23 protein-coding genes are annotated in these 14875 nt (G+C 63.2%); 15 read left to right on the top strand and 8 right to left on the bottom strand.

Going from position 1 to position 14875, the window contains the following annotated elements:
* Window positions 1–56: 56 nt before the first annotated feature.
* From E5X34_RS05445 to E5X34_RS05430, 4 genes are all read right to left on the bottom strand, one after another.
* The gene (locus E5X34_RS05445; protein WP_126064473.1) at window positions 57–152 is read right to left on the bottom strand and encodes a pyrroloquinoline quinone precursor peptide PqqA; all 96 of its coding nucleotides are present in this window, start codon (window positions 150–152) and stop codon (window positions 57–59) included.
* Window positions 153–209: 57 nt separating this feature from the next.
* The gene (locus tag E5X34_RS05440; RefSeq protein WP_292562040.1) at window positions 210–728 is read right to left on the bottom strand and encodes a ferritin-like domain-containing protein; all 519 of its coding nucleotides are present in this window, start codon (window positions 726–728) and stop codon (window positions 210–212) included.
* Window positions 729–945: 217 nt separating this feature from the next.
* A complete protein-coding gene (locus tag E5X34_RS05435; RefSeq protein WP_126064475.1) occupies window positions 946–1275 on the bottom strand; it encodes a low affinity iron permease family protein in 330 nt (109 codons plus the stop codon).
* A gap of 163 nt (window positions 1276–1438) precedes the next feature.
* Entirely contained in the window at window positions 1439–2047 is a 609-nt protein-coding gene (locus E5X34_RS05430; RefSeq protein ID WP_292562037.1) for an ATP-dependent Clp protease proteolytic subunit, read from the bottom strand.
* Window positions 2048–2168: 121 nt separating this feature from the next.
* Between E5X34_RS05430 and E5X34_RS05425 the strand changes: the two genes are divergently transcribed.
* On the top strand, window positions 2169–2516 hold the full coding sequence (locus E5X34_RS05425; RefSeq protein ID WP_292562035.1) for a hypothetical protein: 348 nt from the start codon (window positions 2169–2171) through the stop codon (window positions 2514–2516).
* Here the strand turns inward: E5X34_RS05425 and E5X34_RS05420 are convergent.
* Window positions 2497–2691: a hypothetical protein gene (locus tag E5X34_RS05420; RefSeq protein WP_292562033.1), complete on the bottom strand. Its 195-nt coding sequence runs from the start codon at window positions 2689–2691 to the stop codon at window positions 2497–2499. The two genes, E5X34_RS05425 and E5X34_RS05420, sit on opposite strands and share 20 nt — an antisense overlap.
* Before the next feature lie 241 nt (window positions 2692–2932).
* On the opposite strand from E5X34_RS05420, the gene E5X34_RS05415 reads away from it, so the two are divergent.
* The 14 genes from E5X34_RS05415 to E5X34_RS05350 all read left to right on the top strand — a co-directional run bounded on the left by E5X34_RS05415 (window position 2933) and on the right by E5X34_RS05350 (window position 13260).
* Window positions 2933–3178: a hypothetical protein gene (locus E5X34_RS05415; RefSeq protein ID WP_292562031.1), complete on the top strand. Its 246-nt coding sequence runs from the start codon at window positions 2933–2935 to the stop codon at window positions 3176–3178.
* A 57-nt stretch (window positions 3179–3235) separates the two neighbouring features.
* Window positions 3236–4207 (top strand): alpha/beta hydrolase, encoded by a 972-nt coding sequence (locus tag E5X34_RS05410; protein ID WP_292562029.1) that lies wholly within the window; start codon window positions 3236–3238, stop codon window positions 4205–4207.
* 148 nt (window positions 4208–4355) lie between these two features.
* Entirely contained in the window at window positions 4356–4874 is a 519-nt protein-coding gene (locus tag E5X34_RS05405; protein ID WP_292562027.1) for a hypothetical protein, read from the top strand.
* Window positions 4871–6091: a divalent metal cation transporter gene (locus tag E5X34_RS05400; protein WP_292562025.1), complete on the top strand. Its 1221-nt coding sequence runs from the start codon at window positions 4871–4873 to the stop codon at window positions 6089–6091. The genes E5X34_RS05405 and E5X34_RS05400 overlap by 4 nt, the downstream gene beginning before the upstream one ends.
* Window positions 6091–6450, top strand: a complete 360-nt coding sequence (locus E5X34_RS05395) for a hypothetical protein (protein WP_292562023.1) — start codon at window positions 6091–6093, stop codon at window positions 6448–6450. Before E5X34_RS05400 ends, E5X34_RS05395 begins: the two co-directional genes overlap by 1 nt.
* 2 nt (window positions 6451–6452) lie before the next feature.
* The gene (locus E5X34_RS05390) at window positions 6453–6782 is read left to right on the top strand and encodes a hypothetical protein (RefSeq protein ID WP_292562021.1); all 330 of its coding nucleotides are present in this window, start codon (window positions 6453–6455) and stop codon (window positions 6780–6782) included.
* Between the two features lie 161 nt (window positions 6783–6943).
* Window positions 6944–7558 carry a hypothetical protein gene (locus E5X34_RS05385; RefSeq protein WP_292562019.1) on the top strand — a complete coding sequence of 205 codons (615 nt, stop codon included), beginning with the start codon at window positions 6944–6946 and terminating at the stop codon, window positions 7556–7558.
* A complete protein-coding gene (locus tag E5X34_RS05380) occupies window positions 7555–7947 on the top strand; it encodes a phage holin family protein (RefSeq protein WP_292316646.1) in 393 nt (130 codons plus the stop codon). The genes E5X34_RS05385 and E5X34_RS05380 overlap by 4 nt, the downstream gene beginning before the upstream one ends.
* Window positions 7944–8810 (top strand): DUF3618 domain-containing protein, encoded by an 867-nt coding sequence (locus tag E5X34_RS05375; RefSeq protein ID WP_292562018.1) that lies wholly within the window; start codon window positions 7944–7946, stop codon window positions 8808–8810. Before E5X34_RS05380 ends, E5X34_RS05375 begins: the two co-directional genes overlap by 4 nt.
* A 73-nt stretch (window positions 8811–8883) precedes the next feature.
* The gene (locus E5X34_RS05370; RefSeq protein WP_292562017.1) at window positions 8884–9393 is read left to right on the top strand and encodes a DUF892 family protein; all 510 of its coding nucleotides are present in this window, start codon (window positions 8884–8886) and stop codon (window positions 9391–9393) included.
* A 174-nt stretch (window positions 9394–9567) separates the two neighbouring features.
* On the top strand, window positions 9568–10788 hold the full coding sequence (locus E5X34_RS05365; RefSeq protein WP_292562015.1) for a branched-chain amino acid ABC transporter substrate-binding protein: 1221 nt from the start codon (window positions 9568–9570) through the stop codon (window positions 10786–10788).
* On the top strand, window positions 10776–11735 hold the full coding sequence (locus E5X34_RS05360; protein WP_292562013.1) for a PQQ-dependent catabolism-associated beta-propeller protein: 960 nt from the start codon (window positions 10776–10778) through the stop codon (window positions 11733–11735). The genes E5X34_RS05365 and E5X34_RS05360 overlap by 13 nt, the downstream gene beginning before the upstream one ends.
* Window positions 11732–12457 (top strand): ABC transporter ATP-binding protein, encoded by a 726-nt coding sequence (locus E5X34_RS05355; RefSeq protein ID WP_292562011.1) that lies wholly within the window; start codon window positions 11732–11734, stop codon window positions 12455–12457. The genes E5X34_RS05360 and E5X34_RS05355 overlap by 4 nt, the downstream gene beginning before the upstream one ends.
* Window positions 12454–13260: an ABC transporter permease gene (locus E5X34_RS05350; RefSeq protein ID WP_292562009.1), complete on the top strand. Its 807-nt coding sequence runs from the start codon at window positions 12454–12456 to the stop codon at window positions 13258–13260. The genes E5X34_RS05355 and E5X34_RS05350 overlap by 4 nt, the downstream gene beginning before the upstream one ends.
* Here the strand turns inward: E5X34_RS05350 and E5X34_RS05345 are convergent, their stop codons facing one another.
* From E5X34_RS05345 to E5X34_RS05335, 3 genes are read right to left on the bottom strand one after another with little or no spacing between them, the layout of a single operon-like run.
* Entirely contained in the window at window positions 13261–13677 is a 417-nt protein-coding gene (locus E5X34_RS05345) for a c-type cytochrome (protein ID WP_292075774.1), read from the bottom strand.
* The gene (locus E5X34_RS05340) at window positions 13658–14536 is read right to left on the bottom strand and encodes a cytochrome c oxidase assembly protein (RefSeq protein ID WP_292562006.1); all 879 of its coding nucleotides are present in this window, start codon (window positions 14534–14536) and stop codon (window positions 13658–13660) included. The genes E5X34_RS05345 and E5X34_RS05340 overlap by 20 nt, the downstream gene beginning before the upstream one ends.
* On the bottom strand, window positions 14533–14874 hold the full coding sequence (locus E5X34_RS05335) for a hypothetical protein (protein WP_292562004.1): 342 nt from the start codon (window positions 14872–14874) through the stop codon (window positions 14533–14535). Before E5X34_RS05335 ends, E5X34_RS05340 begins: the two co-directional genes overlap by 4 nt.
* Window position 14875 lies beyond the last annotated feature (1 nt).

Below are 14875 nucleotides of genomic sequence, written 5' to 3'. Positions count from 1 at the left end.
CTTCTGATATCGTAAGGAATTGCATGCCCCGTTGAGCAGGGCATGCAATTCACGGGCTACTTTTTCCGCCGGATTTCAGCAGGCAGATATCGCGAAATTTCGAAGCCCGCCGCCACCTGACACATGGTTGGTTTCTTCCAGGTCTTCTTCATCGAGTTCTCCTTAACCATAAGGTCGACGGCTGCCGTTAGGACCAAGTGGTCCACTTGCTAGGCCGCCTGCAAAGCACGTTGATTGGCGTCGCGCTCACCAAGAGTGTTGAGCGCCTCGTCGGTTGCCGATTCTTCCTTCAACGTTTGTCGGAGCAACGGAAGAGCGTCCTTCAGACCGAGCTGTTCAGCCCATGCGATCAGCGTACCGTAGCGCGCGATTTCATAGTGCTCGACCGCTTGGGCAGCACCCACCAGTCCTGCGTCGAGCGCCGGCTCGTCCTTGTACTCCTCGAGAATTTCCGAGCCCTCCTCGATGATGCCGTCAATGGCCGGGCAGGTCTTGCCCCTGGCCGGCTTGCCGAGCATGTCGAAGACTTGCTCCAGGCGATCCACCTGGTCTTCAGTTTCCTTGAGGTGCTTTTCGAATGCGGCGCTTATCTTTTCGGACTGTGCTGCTTTTGCCAGCTTTGGCAAAGCCTTCAGGATCTTCTTTTCCGCGTAGTAGATGTCTTTCAGTCCGTCCAGGAACAGGCTTTCCAAGCCGTTCGAGGTCGCGGACGAGGCTTTCTTCGGCATGTTAGATCCTCCTTGGGTGTCGGGATGTGCCTGCGGCACTCTTCCTAATCCGCCGGGAGGCCTGAAGTTCCGAGGAGATCGCCATGTTGGAACAGCGCGGTCGGAGTGGGCGCCGCAAACTGCCCCGGCGTTTGTCCCAAGAATACCGGTCATCGCTGGCGCCGTGCTCACAACGACTTAGCTCCGAACGGAGTCCGGTTGAGGTCGAGGCGAGATGTCAACTCCTCCTTTGCCCGCCATCGCGTATTCGCTCAATCTCCTCCGGCTCTTTGTCGTCCATCTCGGCGATCTCGTTGCGAGCCTTGTCGTTCGCTTTGATCAGCTCATCAAGTTTCGCCTGAAGGGCTTGGGTGTCGCGATGCTCAGCCCTTTGGATAAACAGCGTCATGGCCCAGGTGATCAGCGTCGCGGCGCCGTGCCAGTCAAGCGTTTCCCGCTCGAAGAGAAACCAGGAGACAGTGTAACCGCCCAAGATCAGAAAGGCCGCTGGCCGGGACGTCAGTGTGCCGACCTTGGTCAGCGCTTCTCGAAGCTGCAATGTTGCCATGCCTGCGAACGGCTCAGAGCAACCCGGGTTCCCACAAGGTCGGCCTGGTGCGCGAGGTGCTATGCGTAGCGATCGGCATGTCGCCACCCCCACTTTGGCGACTCTCTTAATCCTCCGGCCGCAAGTTGTCCGACAGGAAAGTGCGACCCACGAGTGTGCCATTCTAACGCAGGATCCCGCCTATCATTCCAAGACTGAGCGCCTCGGCGGCGTTGATGTAGCAATTCTCCGTCGCGCGCCGGTAAAGCTCGTCCGCGCTGAGCGAACTGCCTTCGACAAGTTCCCTGAAGCCTTCCATCTCCAGACGTTGCGATGTCTCCAGCAACGCAAGCTGCTCGCGAACGATCTGGATGCAGGATCGAATCGGGCCGTTGAGCCCAATGCTTGTTTCCATGCGCCGCTCATGCACGAGAAGAACGGCATCCTCGGTGAGGAAGCGGTCTTGCGTCGGAAAGGCGGCGAAGATTGTCACTCCCGCCGAATAGACCTTCGTCTTTCCGACGCAAAATGCATCCCTGCCGGAATGCCGGCGAAAGAGCCGGACCTCCAGCGCCATGCGGCGCGCGGCGTCCGCATCGCCGCCGCTCGTGTTCAACTCCATGATCATGTCCTGACCGTTTTTTCGCACGGTCTCCAGGCGACCCAAGAAGAAGCTGACCGTCTCATCATCGATCAGGCCGTTGATGGAGATGTTGGGCTGGAACAGGAGCTTGTCCTCGCCTGGGGCGGAACCGTCGCGCCCGTGTGAAACGCTGTCGTCGTGGAAAGCCATGGAATGCCTCACCGGATTTTCGGACTCCCAACCGCCCGTTGGTTCGTTCGTTCCTCGCGGTTTCGGATTTACGGGAACCTCGGTGCCGTCGTCCGGTTATCTGGCGTCGAGGAGGTGCTCCATGAACGCGACGAAGGAATTCCTGCGCAGCTGGCTGGAGGAGAATGTCGGCAACTTGCCGTCCGACACCGAGATCAGCGTTCCGATGCTGGCGCAGCAATTCGAGCAGGATGCTGATGCCGCCGGCTATGGTCGCGAGGTGCGGGAGCAGGAGGTCGGCAATATTGAAGACGCCATCCAACGCGCGCTGGACAAAACCGGCGAGGAAAACAGAGGGTCGGAATCCAGTCCCGATGAAGAGAATTCGCTGGCGCCTGTGATCGATGCCCTGGAAGCCGTTGAGCCTGAACAGGGTGACGCCGAGGGGTCCGGCAGCCCGGCCGACTCGTCTAGCGGGTCTCCTTGGTAAGCGCCGCGATTACCGCGTCCAGGACCGTCTTTGGGCAGGTCTCTCCTTCGCGTAGCGCTTCGAACAACGAGGTCACCACGCTTTCCAGCGTTTCGCCGTGATCCTTCGACAGTTTCGAAGCTGCTTGCGTGAGCGCTTCGAATTCCAAAAGGCTGAGTGGAGAGTGGCGCGTCATGGTTCCTCCATCGCGAGGCGGACGCAGGAGGCAACCGGACGCTTGCCGCAGTCGTAGAAGGGCAGCGGTTCAGCCTCAACCACATTTGTTGCAGTAAGCAGCCGTTGGTTCTGCCCGGTTGCGGAGCGGTGGCGAGGCCGGTCGCGCCGCGCACGGAACAAAGGGCGGCCACAGAGGTTTGGCCCTGCTTCCAACCTGCCCGGAAGCCAGCAGACGTCCGACCAAGCGGAGAAGGTCCTCGATGACGAAATCGCGCCAAAACGACGATCCTGTGCGATCCCCTCCAAGCAGTGGCAGGACCGGCCGGCAAGCAGGAGCGGACAGGGGCTCGCCGCAAGAAGATCCGGCTGAAGGCTCGCGCAAGGTTGTCGATCGCGAGCTCGCCCGGCAAAAGCCGCCGGCCGGGGCTGATAAGAAGGAGGCCGAGCAGAGCCTGCGCGACCAAGTCCAGGAAGAGACCGATCTGCCTCAGAAAGGGTCGGCCTGATAGCGAGCGGGGCACCACTGTAAAAGTAGCCTACCGCCCCCGCCTTGATTTCCAACCATGACGGCAAAGTCCAGGAAGAACCTGCTTCTGTTGCTTGCGGCCGCAACGGTCGGGCTGGCGCTCTATAACAATCTCCTGGCGAGACGGGCGTTGGCCGCACGTCCGCTCGGGCGCTTCATCCATCTCCGGGGAACGAAGCTGCATTTCCTGGAGGCGGGCCACGGGCAACCGCTTCTGCTGTTGCACGGCAATGGCGCCTCGGCCGAAGACTTCACGACAAGCGGCATCTTCGGCAGGGCCGCCGCCAAATATCGCGTACTTGCCTTCGACAGGCCCGGCTTCGGCATGAGCCCACGCCCGGCCGGCAGGCCTTGGACCGCAGCTGCCCAGGCCGACCTCATCGATGCCGCGGTCGCGAAACTCGGCATCGAGCGCTACATGATTGTCGGCCATTCCTGGGGGGCAACGGTGGCGCTCGAGATGGCGCGCCGGCATCCCCGCTCGGTTGCCGGCGTCGTTGTCGTCGCCGGCTATCATTACCCGTCGCCGAGGCTTGCCCTTGCCATCTCCGCGCTGCCGGCGGTTCCGCTGATCGGGACGGTGCTGCGCCACGCGGTGCTGCCTTCGCTGGTCAGGCTGAACTGGCATTGGGCGATGAAGCAGATCTTTCATCCGGCGACGGTCGCGATGTCTTTCGCGGCGATAACAAGAGGATTGGCGAGCCGGCCTTCGCAGCTGCGCTCCATATCCGCTGAATCCTTCCTGATGCTGGCGTCAGCACTTTTCTCAAATCGCGGATATGCCGACATCGCCGTCCCTGTCGGGATAATTGCCGGCGCGGGCGACCAACTGTTCGATGCCAAGGCCGAGGCGCTGCGGCTGCAAGGCGAGATAAGCCATTCACTTCTGGATATCGTCCCGGGTGCCGGACATATGGTGCATCAAAGCAATCCGAAGGCGATCCTAGCGATGATCGACAAGGTTGCGGCTCTTGCCAATATTGGTGACATGGCGAAGCAACCGACATGATTTAAGTGCGCGGCCCGCGGAATAAAGTAATACGGCCGAGGTTCGGCGGGCTTCCAACGGAGAACCAGCCGCGTTTTTACCGACAAGAAATTGCGGCCAGGGTGGAAAAGCCGAAAGCTGTCTTCGCGCGCGCTGCAGCAGGCAATCGGTGGCGCAAATCCCGAACACGGAGGAACTTTCCCGTGGGTACGGCTTTATCCTCGTGATTTCAAGCGATTGCAACGAGTGGAAGATGTTGCGCACTGTTGCCCGGCCATGCCGGGCCTTCCTGCCTCTGCTGGCGCTGGCGGTTGCCTCCTGTTCCTCGTCTGAAACCGTCGACCAGCAATCGAAGCTTGCAGCCTCGACGGCCCAGGCGGCGGTTCTGGTGAGCGATGCCTGGCTCTCCGGCGCCGCGCCGTCCCGCTATGCATCCTCTGCCCTGCAATCCTTTGCCGAGACACTCGCCGACGCCAGCCGGCAAGTTGGATCCGCAGCTACGGGGGAACCCACAAAGCGAGATACGCTGGCAGCGGCTGTCAGCCGATTGTCGAACGCGGCAAAGCGGGCCAAGGACGCGGTCGAGGCCGGACAGCACGCCGGGGCCAGCCAGGCGCAGCAGGAACTTCGCGCCGCGCAAGGCGACCTCGCCGCCGCCTATCGACAATATTTCTCGCCGGGCCGATGAAGAAGCTGCTGGAGATCTCGCTCGGTGTCGTCACCAGCGTCGGCGGCTTCCTGGAGGTCGGGTCGATGGCGACGGCGGCACAGGCCGGCGCGCTGTTCGGCTTCCAGCTCATCTGGGCGGTCGTGCTCGGCACCATCTGCATCATCTTCCTGGTCGAGATGGCGGGCCGTTTCGCTGCGGTCAGTCATCACACCATTGCTGACGGCATCCGCGAACGGTTCGGCTTCAATGCGTTCATCTGGCCGCTGCTTGCAGTCTTGCTGGTCAACTTCCTGGTGCTTTCCGCGGAGATCGGCGGTGTTGCCATTGCCGCCGAGCTTGCCACGGGGATCAGCTTCCAATGGTGGGCCTTGCCGGTCGCTTTCCTGGCGTGGCTGCTGCTGTGGAAAGGCACGTTCGGGCTCATCGAGAAAGGGGTGTCGATGCTTGGCCTCGTCACGCTGTGCTTCGTCGTCGCGGCGGTGATGCTGCGGCCTGAATGGAAAGAAGTGGCTGTCGGGGCCGCGCCCAGCCTGCCGCACCACGATACGGCAAAATACTGGTTCATGGCCGTCAGCATTCTCGGCGCCTCGATCTCGCCCTACCTTTTCATGTTCTATTCCTCGGGCGCGATCGAGGATCAGTGGGACAAGAGCTATCTCGGCACCAATCGGGCGATTGCCGGTCTCGGTATGAGTTTCGGCGGGACGATTTCCGTGGGCGTTCTCATCGTGGCCGCGCTCGTGCTTGGCGCTCATGGCGTTACCGAAGTGGACGACTATAACCAGCTACCATTGATGCTGATCCCGATATTCGGCTTCTGGGGCTTTGTCCTTTTCGTTGCTTCGCTGGCAATCGCCTGCTTCGGTGCCGCGCTCGAAGTGGCCTTGCAGCAGGCCTATCTCGTCGCACAAGGGTTCGGCTGGAACTGGGGTGAGGATCTCAAGCCGCGCGACGACCCTGGCTTCAGTCTCGTCTACACGCTGACGCTCTTCCTTGCCGCCGTTCCGATAGCGCTCGGTCTCGACCCGTTGAAGCTCACCATCTTCTCAATGGCTCTTACCGCGGCGAGCCTGCCGCTGACGGTCGTGCCCTTCCTTTTCCTGTTGAATGACGACCGCTATGTCGGCGAGCACCGCAATGGCGTCGTTTCGAACGCGGCCGTGATCTTCGTCATCGCGCTCGGCTTCGTGCTGGCGGTGGTGTCCATTCCACTGCAGATATTCGGAGGCACGTGATGCAGTTGCTGCGCGACATGCTGGACAAGCAGGTCGTCGATCGGGAGCAGGTCAAGATCGGCAAGGTGGATAGCATTGTCGCCGAGCTGAAGCCGGGCAAGCCGCCCAGGGTAAGCGCCGTTGAACTCGGCTCGATTGCGCTGGCGCGACGGCTTGGCTCGACGCCCGCAGGATGGACCGCGAAGCTCGCGGCAAGGCTGAGCGGCAAACAGCAGGCACGGCCGCACCGGATCGCGTGGAACAAGGTGCGCGATATCGGCGTCGATATCGAGTTCGACATCGACGTGCGCCGGACCAGGATCTTCGCCTGGCAGGACTGGCTGCGCGAACATGTGGTCGGTCGAATCCCGGGAGCGTGAGCATGGCGTCTGTACACCTCGATCACCTTGCCGGCAGGCGCGTGTTCTCCGAGCAAGGCAGGAGCATCGGCTATATCGAGGAGATCATCGCCGAGCGGGACGGCAGCGACCTTGTCGTTACCGAATTCCATGTCGGGATCTTCGCCGCGTTCGAGCGCTTGTCCGCTTCGACCATCGGCACGGCGTTGCTCGATTTCTTCGCGTTGCGGCGCCGTGAAGGCCTTTACCGCATTCCCTGGAACAAGCTCGATATTTCCGATCCGACGCGCCCCAGGCTGCTCTGCCGCGACGAGGAGCTTGCCGCTTTCAAGGCGCAGCCCGAGGGTAAATGACAATTCGCTAAAAAGCTGTCCGCGCGGGGGAACATAGCAGCCTGCGCGAAGTTGGATTCGCATGGAGGAGGCTGCGCCATGAACAGTGTCATCTATCTCATCGGTCTGATCGTCGTCGTGCTCGCGGTGCTTTCCTTCCTCGGTTTTCACTAGGAGGCACCATGCAGCGCGAGAACGATCGGGGCCGCGAGCCGGCCGACTTTGCTAGGGCAAAGGACGAAGTTTCCGACAGGATCCAGCAAGAAACGCAAAGCGCCGGCGAAGCGCTCCACGATGCCCGCGACGAGGTCGCCCGCAGGGCCAGCGCATATGCGGGCGAAGCCCAGCAGGCCGTCGCCGAAAAAGCCGAGCAGGCGCAGCGCGATATCGGGTCGAGCCTGTCCGCTTTTGGCGGCGCCCTGCGCGCCGCGAGCGATCATCTGGCCGATAGCGACCAGAGCGCGGCCTCGCAATTCATGCAGGAGGCCGCGAGCGGGCTGGAAAGGCTGTCCTCCTCGTTGAAGGAAAAGCCGTTCGGGCAGGTGCTCGAAGACGTCCAGTCTTTTGGCCGCCAAAATCCTGGAACGCTCCTTGCCGGTTCGGTTCTGGCAGGACTGGCGCTTGGCCGATTCATCAAGGCTTCACCGCCCGGAACCCGCCGCCCGACGCAGGGCGCGGCCACGCCTGGATCTCTCAGCCAAACCGGCACGGAAACGAGCGCCGGCCGGGATAAATCTCCGGTCAACTGGGGTTCTGACGGCGGCATACCGGGGAAGGCAGCGGAGCTGAAGAAATGAGCACTCAGGATAATCCAAGTCTCGGCACATTGGTCGCCGATCTGGCGCAACAGGTAAGCAGGCTCGTGCAAACGGAGGCCAGGCTCCTAAGGGCGGAAATCTCGGAGAACGCGACCAAGGCTGGCGCAGGCGCCGTCGAGGTGCTGGGCGGCGCGATATGCCTGCTCGCGGCGCTTTTGGTCTTGTTGCAGGCGTTGGTCATCGCCCTGGCTCGCCTTGGCCTGGGCGCTGGTTGGTCCGCCTTGCTCGTCGGCGTGGTGGTTGCCGTTCTGGGCGTGATCCTGTTGCGAACGGGCATGGCAAGCATGGCGCCCTCCGAGCTCGCGCCGGACCGTACACAAGAACAGCTCAAGCGTGACGTGAACGTGATCAAGGAACAAGCGAGATGAACGAGAAATCCGCAGCCGAGCTCGAACGCGAGGCGGAAGCCACGCGCGCAAGGGTGGCGGCGACCGCCGACTCCATTCGCGACAAGATGACCCCCGGCCAGCTCTTCGACGAGTTCACGGGGCTTTTCAGGAATGGCACAGGCTCCGACATGCTCCACAACCTGAAGGTCCAGGTTCGGGACAATCCGTTACCCCTGACCATGATCGGCGCGGGTGTGGCCTGGCTGATGTTGGGCAGTGGCGCTTCGAGCGTGTCGACTGGCACCGATCGCGTGACGCGGCGCGGTTCCGGGCCCGATCACGGAGCATTCAGTGCGGGCATGGGTTCCAGGGTCTCGGATGCGGCCGACTCGGTTGGCGAAGCGGCCAGTGGAGCGGCCGCAACCGTCTCTGGAATGGCAAGCGAAGCAGCCGGCACAGTGTCGGGCATGGCGAGCAGCGCTGCGGACACGCTTGCGAGCTCGGCGGCAGCGACAGCCGATTTGGCGACGAGCGCCGGCCGGTCCGCGCACAATCTGCTTCAGGACCAGCCTCTCGCTGCGGCCGCCGTCGGCCTCGCCATCGGAGCTGCGATCGGCGCCATGCTGCCCCACACGGAACTCGAGGACGAGCAATTGGGCAGCTATCGCGAGAAGCTTCGGGACACTGCCGAAGAGACTTTGAAAGAAGGCCTCGACGCTGCAAAGCAAGTTGCGGCCGAAGCCTACCAGACGGCGAGCGACGAAGCCGGACGGCTGGCGTCAAACGAGGGGACGCTGGCCGACAAGGTCGGCGGTGTCGTCAAGGCCACTGCCGACAAGGCCGACGAGTCGGTGCGCGAGAAGCTCTCCGATTCCGATCCGTTCTCCTCGCGGGAATCGTAATCGGAACTCACATTCAAGGAACAATGCACGCCGCCGACGGTTCGGGCGGCGGAGGATCGATGGAGACACTAAAATGGCTGAATCGCGCGAATGGCTTGTCCAATGGTTGAGGGACGCTCACGCCATGGAGGAGCAGGCAGAGACAATGCTGTCGGGACAATTGAACCGGATCGAGAGTTACCCTGAGCTTAGCGAGCGAATTCGCGCTCATCTGCAAGAGACGAAAGAGCAGGCGAGGCGGCTGAAGAGCTGCCTGGACGGCCTCGACGAAGGGTCGTCCATGCTGAAGGATGCAGGCGGCAAGCTGACCGCCACGGCGCAGTCGATCAGCGGCGTGTTTGCCGGCGACGAAGTCATGAAGGGCTCGCTGGCGAGCTACACTTTCGAACATATGGAAATCGCCTCCTACACGATTCTCATCGCCGCGGCGAATGCCGCGGGCGAGGCCGAGATCGCCCGCGTGTGCGAACAGAACCTGCGTGAGGAGGAAGCGATGGCCGAATGGCTGAAGAGCAACCTGCCGCAGGTCACAGAACAATTCCTGGCGCGGGCAGACATGGACAGCGACAGCGCGAAACGCTGATTTCGGGAGCAGGAACAATCGGAGGTTCCACAAAGTGGAGCCCAGGTCGGTCCTCCCACCACCGGTCTAGGCTCCAAGCCCGCCCTGCTTTCAGCAGGGCGGGCTCGACTCGGTTTGCCGTCCAGGAACATTCCTTGGCGAAAATCATTAGGTCGCTGCGGTCCTGGAGTTCCCGTGGCGATTTCGCACATACAACTTGGCTTGCTCGACCTGAGCCTGATGCGGCTCGCGCTGGCGTTTGTCGGTCTGCTCGCCGTCGCCGTCCCCGCGCTTGCCGAGCCGCAGACGATGGTGATCGGCTATCTCGGCGAACAGCGCAAACTGCCTCTACCTCTTGGGCCATTGGACGAGGCCGTCACAGATGATGGTCTGCAAGGCGCCAGGCTGGGCATTGCCGACGACGCCGGCACCGGCCGCTTTCTCGGCCAGCAATTCCGTCTGCAAGAAAGGGTTCTCAAGCCGGGCGAAGCACCTGCCGAAGCTGTCAACGCGTTCGCGGCCGCCGGCATCAGCTTCGTCGTTGCCGATCTCGATGCCGCGCAGTTGCTGCAGGCGAGTGCAGCGCCTGGTGCCCAGCGGATGACGCTGTTCAACAGCCGCGACCCTGATGACAGCCTGCGTCAGGAGGACTGCCGAAGAAACATTCTGCACACCATTCCGAGCCGCGCCATGCTGGCCGACGCCCTGGCGCAATACCTGGTCTGGAAAGGCTGGCAGCACTGGTTCCTGCTGACTGGTCCGCATCCCGGCGACCTGGCCATGGCGGCGGCCTTTCGGCGGGCAGCGACGCGTTTCGGGGCGCAGATCACCATCGACAGACCTTGGACGTTCCGGCCCGCCAACGGCCGCGCCGACACCGGACATGTCACGCTCCAGACAGAGATCCCTGCCGCAACGCAGGTCGGCGACTATGATGTTCTGGTCGTCGCCGACGAAGCTGACGAATTCGGCGCTTATCTCGAGGGGCGCACCGCCTTGCCGCGGACGGTGGCCGGGACACAAGGGCTGATCGCCACCGGCTGGAGCGCGGTCGACGAGGAATGGGGCGCCACACAGCTCCAGGACCGCTTTCACAAGCAGTCCGGACGCTGGATGCTGCCCAGCGACTACGCCGCCTGGCTGGCGGTCAGAAGCATCGGCGAGGCGGCAACGCGGCTCCACAGCCTCGATCCGGCCGCGATCGCAAAGTATCTGCGCAGCGACGATTTCCTGCTCGCCGGCTTCAAGGGGCAAGGGCTGAGTTTCCGTCCGTGGGACGGGCAGATGCGCCAGCCCATTTTGATCGCAGGCCCTCGGCTGCTCGTTTCCAGTTCGCCACAACCGGGTTTTCTGCATCAGCGCACCCCGCTCGACACTCTGGGCATCGATCTGGAGGAGAGCGCATGCAAATTCTGATCACGCTCCTGCTGGTGTTGGTCCTTGTCCCTCCCGCGGCGGCCGAGACGATTTACGTCTCCAACGAGCAGGACAACACCGTCGCGGTCGTCGACGGGGCGACCATGACACTGCAGGCGGCGATCGAGGTCGGCTGGCGCCCGCGCGGCATGGCGCTTTCGGTCGACAAGAAGACGCTGTTCGTTGCCGAAGGCGACGACAACCGCATCGACGTGGTCGATCTCGCGAAGCGGCAGGTCGTCGGTCAGCTGCCTTCGGGCGCCGATCCGGAATTCTTTGTCGTGCATCCGGACGGCAAGCGGCTCTTCGTCGCCAATGAGAACGACAACTTGGTCTCGGTGGTGGATATAGCTGGCGCGAAGATCATCGGCACAGTCGATGTCGGCGTCGAGCCGGAGGGGATGGCGGTGAGCGCCGATGGCCGAACCGTCGCCTGCACGTCGGAGACGACCAGCATGGTCCATCTCATCGACGCCACTACGCTCGAACTCATCGACAATCTGCTCGTCGACACGAGGCCGCGCGCCGCTGCGTTCTCGGTGGACGGCAAGCAATTATGGGTGTCGTCCGAAATCCGAGGCACCGTCACGGTCTTCGACACTGCGACACGCGCTCAAACGGGCAAGATCGAGTTCGAGGTGCCGGGCATTCGGCGTGAGGGCGTGCAGGCGGTCGGCATCGAGATGTCACGCGACGGTGCGACTGCCTATGTCGCGCTCGGCCCGGCCAACAGGATTGCCGAGGTCGACACGAAGACATTCACGGTCAGGCGCCTTTATCTCGTCGGCCAGCGGCCTTGGCATGTCGCGCTCTCTGACGACCAGAAGCAACTGATCAGCGCCAACGGCAACTCCGGCGATATCTCCTTCATCGACCTAGAGAACCAGGAGGTCGTGAAGTCGCTGCCGGTGGGGCGCGGTCCATGGGGTGTCGTGATCGGCCCATGAACGCCCTGGCGATCGAGAATCTTAGCCACAGCTTCGGAAGCCGGCAGGTTCTCCAGAATGTCTCGTTCACTGTGGCTGAAGGCAGAATGTGTATCCTGCTTGGCCGTAACGGCGCCGGCAAGACAACGTTGTTCTCGCTGATCACCGGTCTCTACTACGCGCGCACCGGGCTGGTGCGTGTGTTCGATATGGCGATGCAGGCGAACCCGTCCGCCGCGCTTGCGCAAATGGGCGTCGTCTTCCAGTTGCCGACGCTCGATCTCGATCTGACGGCGGGCGAGAACCTGCGCTACCACGCCGCGCTGCACGGACTTCCGACGGACCTGAGCAAGGCGCGCTCACGGGAGGAATTGAGCCGCCTCGAAGTGCTGGACAGGATCGACGATCGGACCCGCGCGCTATCCGGCGGCCAGCGTCGGCGCGTAGAGATTGCGCGGGCGCTGATGCACGGCCCGCGCCTGCTGTTGCTCGACGAGCCGACCACCGGGCTTGACGTGCCGGGACGGCGCGCGCTCGAGCAGCATGTAAGGGACCTTTGCCGGGAACGTGGCATCGCCGTCCTATGGGCGACGCATTTTCTCGAAGAAGTGGCGGCCGACGATGACGTCGTGGTGCTGGATCGGGGCAGGGTTTGCTGGACCGGCCCCGCGGACCGCATCGCGCCCGAACTCGGCGTAGGAAGCGTCGCTGAAGCATTCGCCTTGCTGACGGGTTCGCCATGAAAGTCGATCACGCATTACGCGCACTCGACGGCATCTTGCGGCGGGAAATGCTGCGCTCGCTGCGGCAGCGCGCGCGCCTTTTCTCCGCAATGGTGAGGCCGCTGGTCTGGCTGGCGATTTTCGCGGCCGGCTTCCGCTCCGTTCTCGGCCTGTCGATCACGCCGCCCTACCAGACCTATGTTCTTTACGAGGTCTATGTAGTGCCTGGGCTGGCGGCCATGATGCTGCTGTTTCATGCCATGGCGAGCTCGTTGGCCATGGTCTATGACCGCGAGATGGGCAGCATGCGCCTGTTGCTGACGGCTCCGCTGCCGCGCTGGTACCTGCTTGCCGCGCGCCTGCTTGCCAGCGTGATTGTCGGCCTGCCGCTCGTCTATCTGTTTCTTTTCGTGGCGCGCTTCTGGGACGTGCGGCCGCCGATCCTGGGCTATGTCGCCGTGTTCCCGGCGCTCGTGCTGTCGGGCTTGATGCTCGGCGCGTTCGGTCTGTTGGTCTCCTCGATGTCCACTCAGATGGAAAACTTCGCCGGCGTGATGAATTTCGTCATCTTCCCGATGTTCTTCGCCTCGACGGCCCTCTATCCGATCTGGCGCCTCGCTGAAGCCGGCCCGCTGCTGGCGACGATCGCAGCCTGGAATCCATTCAGCTCGGCGGTCGAGTTGATCCGCTTCGCGCTCTACCTGCGCTTCGACATGGTTTCCATGCTCGTTGTTGTCGCCTGTCTCGTGGCATTCTTCCTGGCGGCGGTGGCCGGCTATGATCCCGGTCGCGGCCTGTGGTCCCGGCGTGGCGGCGAAGGCTGATCATCTGAGGGCATAGAGATAGGCCGCGATGTCGCGCGCCTGCTGCTCTGTGATCCTTGTCGAGGGCATGGCGGTGTGCGGATTGATTTCCCGTGCCGAGCGGATCCAGCGGATCAGGTTCTCCGGATTGTTCGCCAGCACACCGCCGATATAGACGCGCCCGGCGAGGCTGCCGTCGAGCCGGGGCCCGACCTGACCTTGCGCCCCTGGCACGCCGGGAATCGTATGGCAGCCGGAGCAGCCATTCGCGGTCATGATCGGAATGGCGCGCGCGCCCACGCCGCCGGTCGCCACGTCCGACTCGTGTCGGACGCGCTCGCGCCGGTCGAGCCACAAGGTCGTCGCCGCGATTACGACCACCAGAAGCACGATCGCGACGAGGACGCCCCCGAGCAGCCTAACCAGGTCGGAGCGCATGGGCCGCCTCCCTGGTTCCGCTGTTGCTTATCCAAAGGCCGGCGAGCAGCAGGGCGGCTCCGCCGTAGATCAGCCCGGCTGGCACCCACATTACAAGCCCGGCGAGTTGCTGATCCTCGAGCGGGCTCAGGCGCCAGAGCGCGGCGCCGAAGGCATTCTCCGGATACCAGAGTCTTGGCGAGACCAGCAGCAGGACGCCAAGCAAGCCGGTGTGAAGCGAGGTGAAGAAAAGATGCATGACGGAAATGCCATAGGTCCGCTGTCGGCCGGAACGCGGCAGAAGCACCCACCAGAACAGCAGGGCGGTGCCGAGGAAGCTCGCATGCTGCGCATAATGCAGCACACCCTGCTGCAGCGCTGCCTCGAAGAGCACCGGAATATGCCAGATCCAGATCGCTATCCCATGAAGGATCGTCGCGCTGAGCGGGCGAGCGGCGAAGACCCAGAGCGCCTGCAGCACCTTGCCATGGGTGAGCTTTCCCGTCCCTCGGCGCAGTGTGGCGGGCAATGCCCACATCAAGGCAGCGCCGGGGCAGGCGACGACAAGAAGCGGCGCCGCCACGGCCATCAGCAATTCATGCTCGATCATGTGGGCAGAAAACACCCGCTCGCCGAGCGCATGGATCGGGCTGACCAGCGCAACGGCCAGCACGCTCCAGCCGGCCGCGAACAACAGAGCTTGCCGCAGCCGTTCGGGACGGCCTCTGCCGCTGCGGCGCCATAGACGGCCCGCGCCGATCCCATAGATCATAGCGATCGCCAGCAAGGGAAGGGTGATGGGAAGCGCCAACGTCCACCCGGCCTCCGGCGCACCGGCGCCGTAGCAGATCGAGGTCGAGAAGAAGGCGTCGAAGCTCATCGCAGGCACTCGTCGAGGATGAGCGCGGCGCTGCCCTGCATGATGATGACAAGTGCGAACAGCAACGCGGCGAGAATGCCGAGATCGGCGACGAAACGCTCGGTGCCTCGCCTGCGCTCCGGTTTGAAGGCCGCGCCGCCTTGTCGCTTCGCCCGCCATGACAGCGCGCCGCCGAGCAGGGAAAACACCGCGAGCAAAAGCGCCACCGGGAGCACCACCTGCACCTGGCGATTGCACTGCCAATGCACGAGGGCGTAGTTCAGCTGCGTTGAGATTGCCCAGGCCAAAGGGCCCGACAACAAGCCTCCCCAGGACGTGCCCAGCCGCAGCGCGCGCATC

Source organism: Mesorhizobium sp. (assembly GCF_004963255.1).
GTDB lineage: Bacteria > Pseudomonadota > Alphaproteobacteria > Rhizobiales > Rhizobiaceae > Mesorhizobium.
The sequence above is the reverse complement of the archived record's forward strand: the minus strand, read 5'-3'. Positions and strand labels throughout refer to the sequence as shown.